Source organism: Geodermatophilus chilensis (assembly GCF_002802985.1).
In the GTDB taxonomy this organism is placed as follows: Bacteria; Actinomycetota; Actinomycetes; order Mycobacteriales; family Geodermatophilaceae; genus Geodermatophilus; species Geodermatophilus chilensis.
In genome coordinates this window covers 1-11,750 of record NZ_NVPT01000050.1, presented here as the reverse complement: position 1 = coordinate 11,750, position 11,750 = coordinate 1, and the positions used below count along the sequence as shown (strand labels likewise).

Annotated in this window: 12 protein-coding genes; 10 read left to right on the top strand and 2 right to left on the bottom strand. The window is 72.7% G+C overall.

The window, feature by feature from the left end:
* Positions 1 to 98: 98 nt before the first annotated feature.
* The 4 genes from CNO22_RS10460 (at position 99) to CNO22_RS10445 (ending at position 4,143) form a co-directional block, all read left to right on the top strand.
* A complete protein-coding gene (locus CNO22_RS10460; RefSeq protein WP_232806939.1) occupies positions 99 to 437 on the top strand; it encodes a cupin domain-containing protein in 339 nt (112 codons plus the stop codon).
* A gap of 144 nt (positions 438 to 581) precedes the next feature.
* Positions 582 to 1,988, top strand: coding sequence for an MFS transporter (locus CNO22_RS10455; protein WP_100499315.1), 1,407 nt, complete (start codon positions 582 to 584; stop codon positions 1,986 to 1,988).
* A gap of 75 nt (positions 1,989 to 2,063) precedes the next feature.
* Positions 2,064 to 2,522 carry a universal stress protein gene (locus tag CNO22_RS10450; RefSeq protein WP_157936883.1) on the top strand — a complete coding sequence of 153 codons (459 nt, stop codon included), beginning with the start codon at positions 2,064 to 2,066 and terminating at the stop codon, positions 2,520 to 2,522.
* A 343-nt stretch (positions 2,523 to 2,865) separates the two neighbouring features.
* Positions 2,866 to 4,143 carry a benzoate/H(+) symporter BenE family transporter gene (locus CNO22_RS10445; protein WP_100499313.1) on the top strand — a complete coding sequence of 426 codons (1,278 nt, stop codon included), beginning with the start codon at positions 2,866 to 2,868 and terminating at the stop codon, positions 4,141 to 4,143.
* Between the two features lie 120 nt (positions 4,144 to 4,263).
* Here CNO22_RS10445 and CNO22_RS10440 read toward each other — a convergent pair whose 3' ends face one another.
* Positions 4,264 to 4,536: an acyl carrier protein gene (locus CNO22_RS10440; protein WP_100499312.1), complete on the bottom strand. Its 273-nt coding sequence runs from the start codon at positions 4,534 to 4,536 to the stop codon at positions 4,264 to 4,266.
* A gap of 40 nt (positions 4,537 to 4,576) precedes the next feature.
* Positions 4,577 to 5,791, bottom strand: coding sequence for an FAD-dependent monooxygenase (locus CNO22_RS10435; protein ID WP_100499311.1), 1,215 nt, complete (start codon positions 5,789 to 5,791; stop codon positions 4,577 to 4,579).
* A gap of 304 nt (positions 5,792 to 6,095) precedes the next feature.
* On the opposite strand from CNO22_RS10435, the gene CNO22_RS10430 reads away from it, so the two are divergent.
* The 6 genes from CNO22_RS10430 (at position 6,096) to CNO22_RS10410 (ending at position 11,655) form a co-directional block, all read left to right on the top strand.
* Complete coding sequence (locus tag CNO22_RS10430; RefSeq protein ID WP_269799585.1) at positions 6,096 to 6,611, top strand: SDR family oxidoreductase; 516 nt, start codon at positions 6,096 to 6,098, stop codon at positions 6,609 to 6,611.
* Positions 6,542 to 6,886 (top strand): SDR family oxidoreductase, encoded by a 345-nt coding sequence (locus tag CNO22_RS29670; protein ID WP_269799586.1) that lies wholly within the window; start codon positions 6,542 to 6,544, stop codon positions 6,884 to 6,886. Before CNO22_RS10430 ends, CNO22_RS29670 begins: the two co-directional genes overlap by 70 nt.
* Positions 6,887 to 7,299: 413 nt before the next feature.
* Entirely contained in the window at positions 7,300 to 8,688 is a 1,389-nt protein-coding gene (locus tag CNO22_RS10425) for an NAD(P)/FAD-dependent oxidoreductase (RefSeq protein WP_232806938.1), read from the top strand.
* A gap of 98 nt (positions 8,689 to 8,786) precedes the next feature.
* Positions 8,787 to 9,887 (top strand): AmmeMemoRadiSam system radical SAM enzyme, encoded by a 1,101-nt coding sequence (amrS, locus tag CNO22_RS10420; protein WP_100499309.1) that lies wholly within the window; start codon positions 8,787 to 8,789, stop codon positions 9,885 to 9,887.
* A gap of 9 nt (positions 9,888 to 9,896) precedes the next feature.
* Positions 9,897 to 10,700 carry an AmmeMemoRadiSam system protein B gene (gene amrB, locus CNO22_RS10415; protein WP_100499308.1) on the top strand — a complete coding sequence of 268 codons (804 nt, stop codon included), beginning with the start codon at positions 9,897 to 9,899 and terminating at the stop codon, positions 10,698 to 10,700.
* 208 nt (positions 10,701 to 10,908) lie between these two features.
* A complete protein-coding gene (locus CNO22_RS10410; RefSeq protein WP_100499307.1) occupies positions 10,909 to 11,655 on the top strand; it encodes a GntR family transcriptional regulator in 747 nt (248 codons plus the stop codon).
* Positions 11,656 to 11,750 lie beyond the last annotated feature (95 nt).

The following is an 11,750-nucleotide window of genomic DNA, read 5'->3' as shown; positions in this document are numbered from 1 at the left end:
GCCCGCATCGGGGAGGCGGCGGGCCGGTCTGGGCTGATCCCCCGTGCCCCCTGTGATCCCAGGGTGGTGCGTCCCCTGATCTGAGAAGAGGAGGAGTGGTGACCGCGTTCCAGGCCTTCCGGCTCGAGGACCTCGAGCGGCAGTCGAGCGAGTCCGACCAGCCGTACCTCGAGTTCCTGCGGCGACGGGGCATGTCCGTCGGGCTGTACCGGCTCCCGGTCGGCGCCGAGGACCGGCAGCACCCGCATGCCGCCGACGAGGTGTACCTCGTCCTGCGCGGGCAGGGAACGCTTCGGGTCCGCGATCACGATGTGGAGGTCGGCCCCGGCAGCGTGGTCTCCGTCGACCACGGCGAGGACCACCGCTTCGTCGAGATCAGGGAGGACCTCCACCTCATGGTGGTGTTCGCGCCGCCCGAGTTCCCCGACCGGGGCTGAGACCCACCGCCACCGGCCCCGAACTGCTCGAACCCATCCCGCATCCGGCATGGAGGTGTGACCCCGGATCCTGCGGGGCCCGCGGTGCCGGATGCTGCGCCCACGGACGTGTTCGGCCGCACCAGCGCTTCCAGGAGGTCCGCAATGTCAATCGCCACCGGTGGCTCACCGGACGCCGCCACGGAGCCGACCCCGGAGCAGGAGGCCCGGCGTCGGCGGACCGTGGTCTGGGTCGTCGCGCTGGCCACTCTCGGTCTCATATTCGACGGGTACGACCTGGTCGTCTACGGCACCGTCGTCCCGCTGTTCCTCTCCGACCCCGGCCAGATCGGACAGGTGACGCCGCCCGTCGCCGGGGCTCTGGGCAGCTACGCGCTGTTCGGCGTGCTGGTCGGCGCCCTGCTCGCCGGCAGCGTGGCCGACATCGTCGGCCGCCGGAAGGTCATGCTGACGGCGTACGCGTGGTTCAGCGTCGGCATGGGCGCGACCGCGCTGATGGACACCGTCGGCGGGTTCGGGCTCATGCGCTTCCTCACCGGCATCGGCGTCGGGGCCCTGGTCGCCACCACCGGCGCCCTGGTCGCCGAGTACGCACCGGCGGGCAAGAAGAACCTCGCCAACGCCATCACCTACTCCGGTGTGCCGATCGGGAGCCTGCTGGCCGCGCTGTTGGCGATCCTGCTGCTGGGGGAGATCGGCTGGCGCGGCATGTTCTGGATCGGCGCGATCCCGTTGGTGACCCTGTTGCCGCTGGCCTTCTTCCTGATGCCGGAGTCACCGAGCTGGCTCGCGTCCCGCGGTCGGCTGGAGGAGGCCCGGAGGGTCTCCGAGCGCACCGGCGTGCCGATCATCGCGACGTCCAGCCCCGCGCCCGGCGACGCCACGACGCCGGTCCGGCGTGAGCGGGCGGGCTTCGCGGGCCTGTTCGGTCGGCAGTACTGGTTCCCCACGCTGGTGCTGGGGTTCATGAGCGCCACCGGACTGATCCTGGTCTACGTGCTGAACACCTGGCTGCCCGAGCTCATGGGCCGCGCCGGGTACTCGACGCAGGGATCGTTGTCCTTCCTCCTGGTGCTCAACGGCGGGGCGGTCGTCGCGGCCCTGGTGGCTTCCCGGCTCGCCGACCGGTTCGGGCCCAAACTGGTGGTCGCCGCGTCGTTCCTGATCGGGGCGATCGCCCTGGCGCTGCTCACCGTCGACGCTCCGCTGGCGCTGCTGCTGCTCTTCGTCGCGGTCGTCGGGGCGGGGACGAGCGGTACCCAGATCCTGATCTACGGCTTCGTGGCCAACTACTACCGCACCAACGTGCGCAGCGCCGGCGTCGCCTGGTGCGCGGGCTTCGGGCGCCTGGGCGGTGTCGCGGGCCCCATGGTCGGCGGCCTCCTCGTGGCCGCAGGGCTCGAGCTGGAGGCCATCTTCTACGTGCTGACCGGGCTGGCGGCCTTCGGTGCACTCCTCACCCTGCTGGTCCCCGTGGCCCGGCGAGCGGTCGCGGCCAGGGCCGTGCCGGTGGAGCCCACCGGCGCAGCGCAGCCCTCCGCCGGGCGATGATCACCGGTCGCGCGGAACCGCTCTCGAGAGCGGGTCGTCCGTCGATCCCCCATTCCTCCAGGGAGGCGAGCAACGGTGTATGAGCGGATCCTCGTCGCGATCGACGCGCACCCCACGGAGGAGAACGCCTCCGCGATCCGGCGGACCGAGCAGATCGGCACGCTGACCGGGGCCACCGTGCACGTGCTGCACGTGGCCCGGGGGCACATCATCCCGGAGGACATCACCGGCGGTTCGGCCCGCCTCGGTGTCTGGTCGGCAGACGACGACGCCGAGGACGCCGACCGGGCCGCGGTGCAGCAGCTGGTCGACCGGCTGTGCGCCGCAGGCATCGACGCCCACGGCGAGATGGTCGTCGCCACGGAGCACGACGCCGCCGACGTCATCCTGCAGCGAGCCGAGGATCTCGAGGTGGACCTCCTCGTCCTCGGGCACCAGCACCACCGGGGATCCCGGACGGCCGAGCGGGTGATCCACCAGCACCCGCCCTACTCGATCCTGCTGGCCCGGCCGCCCCAGGAGGAGCGGCGGTAGGAGTCCACCCCGGTGATCACCCCGACTCGTCCGGGGAGTCGAGCGTGACCTCGACCGGCCCGGGCCGGGGAGGCGCGGAGAACCCGGGACGGCGAGGCCAGTCGTGCACCTCGGGGTCAGGTGGCGGAAGCGCGGGTGCGCGGCCTCGAGAGGCCGGACGTCCCCAGAGCGGTCACGCGGACGGCGACCGCCGACCGACGGTCGCACGGGCGGGAGCGTCCTCCTTGCGAGCAGCTGCTCGGTGGTCGTTCCGCCGCGCCGACGAGGCAGCGCAGCGCCCACGGTTGCCCTCGTCCCCGCACGGACATGACACGCGCGTGGTGACCAGACGGGAACGGAGCACATGAGACCACGGAGCGCCGACGAGAACGCCGTTCCCGGGGCGGCGGTGCGTGAGCACCTGATCGAGCGCCCCGTCCGGCCCCTGCCCGGCCCGCGACGGCTGCGGCGGGACGGTGGGACGGTCTATGCCGCCAACGGCCTCGTCGGCGTGATCTTCGCGGCCACCGGCCCGGTCGCGGTGATCCTGGCGGTGGGCGCGCAGGGCGGGCTGTCCCAGGAGGAGCTGGCCTCGTGGCTCTTCGGCGCCTTCTTCCTCAACGGCGTCCTCACGGTCGTGGCGTGCTGGCTCTACCAGCAGCCGCTGGCCTTCTTCTGGACGATCCCCGGCACCGTGCTCGTCGGGCCGGCCCTGACCCACCTCACCTGGCCGCAGGTGGTCGGCGCCTTCTTCGCCACCGGTCTGCTGGTCCTCCTCCTCGGGCTGAGCGGGTGGGTCCGCCGGGCCATGGCCGTCGTACCCATGCCGATCGTGATGGCCATGGTCGCCGGCATCTTCCTGCGGTTCGGTGTCGACCTGGTGCGCTCCCTGCAGGACGACGTCCTGATCGCCGCCCCGATGGTCGTGGCCTTCCTGCTGCTCAACGCCCTGCCCGGGCTGGGTCGGCGGATCCCCCCGATCATCGGCGCGCTGGTCGTCGGAGGTGTGGTCGTCGGGACGTCCGGCCGCCTGGACCCGGCTGCGGCCGGGGCGGAGTGGTTCGCCGCGCCGGTGCTCCAGGCGCCCGAGTGGTCGCTGCAGGCGATGGTGGAGCTGGTCGTGCCGCTGGCCATCACCGTGCTCGTGGTGCAGAACGGACAGGGGATCGCGGTGCTGCGCGCGGTCGGGCATGCGCCACCGATCAACGCCACCACCGTCGCCTGCGGAGCATGGTCGCTCCTGACCGCGGCGGTGGGCACGGTGTCGACCTGCCTGACCGGGCCGACCAACGCCCTGCTCTCGGCATCCGGCGAGCGATCCCGGCAGTACACCGCCGGGATCGCCTGCGGTCTGCTCGCCATGCTGTTCGGTCTGTTCTCGCCGCTGTTCACCAGTGCCATGCTCGCCACGCCGCCGGCCTTCATCGCCGCCCTCGGTGGGCTGGCCCTGCTGCGGGTGCTGCAGGCGTCGTTCGTCGCGGCCTTCAGCACGCGCTTCACCCTCGGCGCCCTGGTGACCTTCGTGGTCACCGTCGCCGACGTGACGGTCCTCAACGTCGGGGCCGCCTTCTGGGGCCTGCTCGTCGGGTTGGCCGTCTCCGGGCTGCTGGAGCGCCCGGACTTCTCCTCCGTGCGGAGCTGAGCGCCGTCCCGGCAGTGCACCCACCGCTGCTGGTGCTGACACTCCACCGCCGATCCGTGGCGGATCAGCCGGGGGGCGCACGCACGGGCGGGATGCACCGCCCGAGGCAGCCCCCGGCCCCTATCGAGCTCGAGGCGGCGTCCATGGCGGCGCGGTGGTCGACTGCTCCAGGTACCGGAGGGCGTCGCCCACCGTCGTGAACCGCGCCCAGTCGTCGTCGGGGAGGAGCACGCCGAACCGGTCCTCAGCGGCGACGACGACCTCGGCCATGGTCAGGGAGTCGATGCCGAGGTCCTCGGTGAAGGAACTCTCCGGGGCGATGTCGGCGCGATCGATGCCGGCGACCGTTCCCAGGACCTCCGCGAACCCGTCTTCGAGCTCGTCTCGCGCCATCAGGATGCTGCCTCCGGTCGGTGGCGGGGTGTTCCGTCGCTCAGCGAGTCCCGGGAGCCGACGGCTGGAGCGCCTGCTGCACGTCGTACTCGTGGATCCAGCCGAAGTCCTCCGGGAACCTCGCCATCTTCGCGTTCCGCATCCGGGCGGCCGGTCCTTCGGGCAGGTGGAGCAGGGAGTTGGTGACCCAGGAGCTGCGCTGGATCGCGCGCGTGCGGGCCCGGCGAAGCGTCTGGAACCGGGAGAACACCGGCTCGAGGTCGTCGCCGGGCCGAGCGTCGTCGAGCAGTGCGGCCAGGGCGAAGGCATCCTCGATCGAGGCGTTGGCGCCCTGTCCCTGGTGCGGCAGCATGCCGTGGGCGGCGTCGCCCAGGATGACGACCCGGCCCCGGTACCAGCGCAGCAGGGGGCGCACCGTGAACAGCCCCCAGCGGAGCGGGCTCTCGGCCGCTCGGACCATCTCGGTGACGGCGGGGTGCCAGCCCCGGAAGGAGGCCACCGGGACGTCCTCGTGGACCTCGGCCACCGTGCCGTCATGCAGCCAGATCGAGGGGCCTTCCACCACCGCGAAGAAGTTGACCAACTCACCGGCGCCGCCGATCGCGTAGTGCAGGAGGTGCGCGTCGGGGCCCATCCAGAACTGGATCGTGTGCGGGTCCGGCAGTGAGGGCAGGCTCTCGGTGAGCACGATGCCGCGGAAGGCGCTGGTGCCGGAGTAGACGGCGTCGTCCGCGCCGGTGACCCACCGGCGGACGGTGGACCGCACGCCGTCGGCGCCGACGACCACGTCGGCGCGTTCGATCCGGCCGTTGGCGAACTCCAGGACGACCGAGTCGCGCTCCGGGACGAGATCGGTCAGTCGGCAGCCGAGGTGCAGGTGTTCGACGCCGAATGCGCCGCTGAGGGTCTTCTGCAGGTCGGCGCGGTGGATGTCGAAGTACGGCGCACCGAACCGACTCACGTAGGCGTCGTCCTTGCGCACGGGATGGGCGGCGATGCGGCTGCCGTCCTGCCAGTGGCGGTAGATCAGCTCCGTGGGGATGGTGGAGGCCGCGGCCAGCTCGTCGACCAGGCCCAGCCGGGCGTACTCGCGCGTGGCGTTGGCCGACAGCGCGATCGCGGCGCCGATCTCGGTCAGCTCCGGGGCCTGCTCGAACACCTCGGCCCGCACGCCGCGCTCCCGCAGAGCCAGGGCCAGGGACAGCCCTCCGATGCCGGCCCCGACGATCGCCACCCGGAGGTCGGTGTCCCTCATGCGGCTGGACGTTAGCCAGGGGGGCGCGGTTCCGCACCGGTGCGCGCCGACCCGGTGCTGCGTCGGTGCGCCCGGCCGCTGGGGGCGCCGATCCTGCCCACCCCCGGGAGGGCTGCTGTGGGCGCTCGGCATCGTCGCCCGAGGCGGGAGAGCGCGGCGGGGACGAGGCTGATCCGGGCGAGGACGAACGCGACAGACGTCGTGTCGGGAGGCCTGTGGCAGTGGCACGCCCAGGCAGCGGACTGGTGCGGAGCCGTTTCCGTGCACTCCGGCGACGGTCCGGGTGCTGGCTAGCGTGGGGACCATGACCCAGAACACGAACGGCAGGGATGGGGCTGTCCTGTCCCGTCCCGGGAAGGTCGCCGTCGTCACCGGTGCGTCGACCGGGATAGGGGAGGCCAGCGCCCGTCGACTGTGCGCCGACGGGTGGACCGTCTACGCCGTGGCCCGCCGCGCCGAGCGGCTCGAGGCACTGGCCCGTGAGACCGGCGCGATCGCCGCCCCGTGCGACATCACCTCCGAGGCTGATGTGGCAGCTCTACGGGACGAGGTCCTGGGCGAGCAGGGGCGGGTGGACGCGCTGCTGAACATCTCCGGTGGTGCCCGGGGCACCGACTGGGTGGCTGAGGCCAAGGACGAGGACTGGGAGTGGATGTACCGGGTCAACGTGCTGGGCACGATGCGCATCACCCGGGCGTTCCTGCCCGCTCTCCGCGAGAACGGGCAGGGCACGGTGCTGACCTCACCTCCCTGGCCTCCCAGCGCGGCTACGAGGGCGGGGGCGGGTACAACGCGGCGAAGTTCGCCCAGCACGGGATGACCGAGGCGCTGCGCCTGGAGGAGGCCGAGCACAACGTGCGCGTGGTCGAGGTCGCCCCGGGTCTCGTACACACCCCGGAGTTCTCGCTGACGCGCCTGGGTGGGGACGCCGAGGCCGCGGCGAAGGTCTACGCCGGGGTGGAGAAGCCGCTGACCGCTGAGGACGTGGCCGAGGTCTGCGCCTTCGCCGTGAACCTGCCCCACCACGTGAACCTGGACCTGATCACGGTCAAGCCGGTGGCCCAGGCGGCGATCCACAAGCTGCTACGCAGGTAGGGGCCTCCGCAAGCTCGCGCTCCGACCGTCGGGGACGACTCCGGTTCCGTGTCCGGAGCCCGACATCGGGGCACCGGGGTGAGGTCGAGACGGGGCGGTCGACCCCGTCCGGCACGCCATGAGCGGGTGCGGCAGGCGCCATGACGTCCGACATCGGTTCCCACGACCGGTCGCCACGGGGTGGGAGACGACCGGGGGACTCCAGCGCCCGACTGCGCCCATCGGCGACGCGCCGATCCACTGGCGTACGCCCTGGGATTCCGGTAGGCCTGCCGCAGGCGGAGACGATCCGTCGGGCGGGACACCACGACGAGGAGCTGCTGCGAGGCGGGTTCCGACAGCCCCCCGGGCGGCCTGGCATGAGGGGCGCTGCCATGGGTGCGAGCGTTACTGGGAGACACCGGGTCGTCGTCGTGGGAGGTGGGTTCGGGGGGCTCAACGTCACCCGGGCCCTCGACCGTGCCGACGTCGACGTGACGCTGGTGGACCGGGCCAACCACCACCTCTTCCAGCCGCTGCTGTACCAGGTGGCGACGGGCATCCTGCCGCCCGGGCTCATCGCGCCGGCGCTGCGCAGCGTGACCAAGAAGGAGCGGAACGCCCGCGTCCTGCTCGCGGACGTGCAGGACCTCGACCTGGACCGCCGGGTGGTCGGCGCCCGCGCACCGGACGGCCGGCAGCTCGAGCTGCCCTACGACACCCTCGTCGTCGCCGCCGGGGCGACCCACTCCTACTTCGGCAAGGACCAGCTGGCCGAGTACGCCCCCGGCATGAAGACCATCGAGGACGCCCGGTACCTGCGCGACGGGATCCTGGCCAAGTTCGAGATGGCCGAGATCGCCACCGACCCGGCCGAGCGGGCCGAGTGGCTCACCTTCGTGGTGGTCGGCGCCGGGCCGACCGGCGTCGAGCTGGTCGGGCAGATCGCGGAACTGGCGCACACCGTCCTCCCCCGGGACTACCGCTCCGCGGACACGCACCAGGCCCGGATCATCCTGCTGGAGGGCGCGGGGGCCGTCCTGCCGCCGTTCGCGCCGAAGCTGCAGGCGTACACCGAGAAGCGCCTGGAGGAGATGGGGATCGAGGTACGGCTGAACACCCTGGCCGTCGACATGGACCACGAGTCCATCACGGTCAAGGGCCCGGACGGGCTCGAGACGATCCGCACGCGCACCCGCATCTGGGCCGCAGGGGTCCAGGCCTCCCCGCTGGCCCGGATGCTGGCGGAGAAGGCCGGCGTCGAGACCGACCGCGCCGGCCGGATCCCGGTGGGCCCCGACTGCACGGTGCCCGGCCATCCCGAGGTCTTCGCCATCGGCGACATGGCGTCGCTGGACAAGCTGCCCGGGGTGGCCCAGCCGGCCATCCAGGAGGGCAAGTACGTCGGCCGGGTCATCAAGGACCGTCTCGCCGGCCGGCAGACGCCGCCCTTCCGGTACTTCGACAAGGGCACCATGGCCACGATCGGCTACCGCTCCGCCGTCGCCGACGCCTTCGGGGTGAAGGTGACCGGCTTCCTGGCCTACGTCATGTGGGTCTTCATCCACGTGATGTACCTGGTCGGCTGGGGCAACCGGCTCGGCGCCATCTACACGTGGGCCCGCGCGCTCTGGCTGTCCCACAACCGCGGCAACCGGATCATCGCCCTCGACACGGCCCGGCAGGAGGCGGCCGCCGGACGCACCCCCGCGGCGCGACCGCCGGCGATCCTGCCCCGGGACACGCCTCCGGCCGCTCCGGATGTTCCAGATGCGGAGGAGGCCATTCCCAGCACCCCGCGGGAGGCCGGCGGCACCGGGTGAACCCGGGCCGCCCGCCGGCGGCGCGGTCCAGCGGCTCTGGCTCTCGAGGCACGCCGTCGACCCGTCCGGCACGCCTATCGTGGGGTGCGGGAGGCGTCATGACGGCCGACATCAGTCTCTCCGACCGCTTCACGGTGCCGGGCCGGTTCTGGCACCGGCTCGACGACGGTCGCGTGCAGTGCGACGTCTGCCCGCGGGAGTGCCGGCTGCACGAGGGGCAGCGGGGGCTGTGCTTCGTGCGCGGCCGCGTCGACGACCAGGTCGTGCTGACCTCCTACGGGCGGTCGAGCGGCTTCTGCGTGGACCCCATCGAGAAGAAGCCGCTCAACCACTTCCTGCCGGGCAGCGCGGTGCTGTCGTTCGGCACGGCGGGGTGCAACCTGTCCTGCCGGTTCTGCCAGAACTGGGACATCTCCAAGTCGCGGGAGATCGACCGGCTCTCCGACGCCGCCGGCCCCGACGACATCGCCGCGGCCGCCGAGCGGCTGGGCTGCCGCAGCGTCGCGATGACGTACAACGACCCGACGATCTTCCTCGAGTACGCGGTGGACGTCGCCGACGCCTGCCGGGCCCGCGGGATCAAGGCCGTCCTGGTCACCGCGGGCTACGTGGGCGACGACGCGCGGCGGGAGCTGTACGCGCACGTCGACGCCGCGAACGTCGACCTCAAGGCGTTCACCGACGACTTCTACCGGCGGGTGTCGGCCGCCCGCCTGCAGCCGGTGCTCGACACCCTGCTGTACCTGCGGCACGAGACCGACGTGTGGTTCGAGATCACCACGCTGCTCATCCCGGGGCACAACGACTCCGACGCGGAGATCGACGCCGAGTGCGCGTGGATCGCCGAGAACCTGGGGCCCGACGTCCCCCTGCACTTCACCGCCTTCCACCCGGACTTCAAGATGCGCGACGTCCCGCCCACCCCACCGGCGACGCTGACCCGCGCGGGGCGGATCGCCCGGCAGCACGGGCTGCGCTTCGTCTACACGGGCAACGTGCACGACGCCGAGGGCGGTCGCACCACCTGCCCGGCCTGCGGCGAGGCCGTCGTGGAGCGGGACTGGTACGTCATCGGCCGCTACCGGCTCACCGACGACGGGCGCTGCGCCTCGTGCGGCGCCGCCGTCCCGGGCCGCTACGACGGGCCGGTCGGCCGGTGGGGAGCGCGGCGGCTGCCGGTGTCCGTGGCCGGGAGCTGATCGGCGCGCGTGCGCCCACCCGCGGTCGCCGGCCGGTTCTACCCGGCTGATCCGGAGCAGCTGAGCGACCTGGTGGACCGACTGCTCGGGGAGGTCCGCGGCCGTCCGCAGCCGGTGCCGCCCGCCGCCCTGGTCGTGCCGCACGCCGGCTACCGGTACGCGGGCGCGGTGGCCGCGACCGCGTACGCGCAGCTCACCACGGCATCCCCGGACGCTGTCCCCCGCGTCGTGCTGCTGGGGCCGGCGCACTTCTGGCCGCTGGACGGGATGGCGGTGCCGGCCGTGGACGGCTTCGCCACACCGCTGGGCACCGTGCGGGTCGACGACGACGCCCGGACGGCGGCCGCTGCGCTGCCCGGCGTGGTGGTGGACGACCGTCCGCACGACGGCGAGCACTCCCTTCAGACGCACCTGCCGTTCCTCCAGCGGATCCTCGGCCCGGAGGTCGCGGTGCTACCGGTGCTGGTCGGCCGCACGCGGCCGGAGTCCGTGGCGGCCGTCCTGCTCGCGCTCGACGGCGCCCTCGCCGTCGTCTCCACCGACCTCAGTCACCACCTCGACGAGCGCTCGGCGCGCGAGCGGGACCGGCGCACCGCCGACGCGGTCCTGGCCCGCGACGCCGGCGCCCTGCGACCGGACGACGCCTGTGGCCACCACCCCCTGCGCGGATTGCTGCACCACGCCGCCGAGCGCGACCTGACGGTCGAGCTGCTCCGCCTGGCCACGTCGGCGGACAGCGGGACGGGGCGCGCCCGCGTCGTCGGGTACGGCGCCTTCCTCCTGCACGGAGCGGCCGGAGGACGGAGCTCCTGAGGAGGTGACCTGCTCGTCCGGGCCGGCGACCCGCGGAGAGCCGTCCGCGGGAGCCGAGCGGGCGGCCGCCGGTCCGGACAGGTGCACGTAGCGGATGTGGTGCGACGGGTCGTAGGTGTTCATGCGGGGCTCCGTGGTCGCCGTTCGCTCGAGGACAGGATCGGCGGGCACGGACGGGTGATACATCCAGCCGGTCCGCCCTCGGGTGATGGGCACGGACACTCCGGAACGTGGGGAACGGCAGGGATCGTCAGTCAATCTGCATGACCGAGGAGACACCCCTGCCGGATGCGGCCGTGACCCTGAGCGGCGGGGGGTCGTCTCGTCCACCCGGCGGGAGGAGGTCTCGGCGCGGATCCGGCGGGCGCTGCTCACCGGCGAGCTCCGGCCGGGCCAGCGCATCAAGGAGGTCCACCTCGCCGAGGCGCTCGACGTCAGCCGCCCCACCCTGCGGGATTCGCTCCAGCAACTGGTCCACGAGGGCGCTCTCGTGCAGGTGCCCTACAAGGGCATCCACGTCGCGCAGCCCACGGCCGAGGAGTTGCGCGACGTCGCCGAGGTGCGGGTGCCGCTGGAGACGATGGCCGCACTGCGCCTGTCCCGTGATCCGCACGGGCCTGCGATGGACGGCGTCCGGGAGGCGTTGGCGTCGCACCTCGCCGCGATCGAGTTCGGGGACGACCTGGAGGCCCACGTCACCCACATCGCGCTGCACCAGGCGATCTGGGACCTGGCCGACAGTCCGACGCTGCGCAAGATCTGGCCCTCGGTCGGGTCACAGGTGCACATCGCGCTGACCGTGGACCAGGCGGTGCGACACGACCCCGAACGGGACGCGACGATGCACCGTCGGCTGGTCCGCGTCATCGAGGAGGGGGACGAGGCGACGATCGCCGCCGAGGTGGAGGAGCACATCCGGCACAGCGTCGACGAGGTGCTGCGCCGACTCACCTAGGAGCCTGCTGAACAAGTAGGGCGGGCAGGCTGCCATCAATGACCGTCGAGCGGCAGATCGGTCACAACCCTGGGGTTGGACAACGAGGTCGGCCT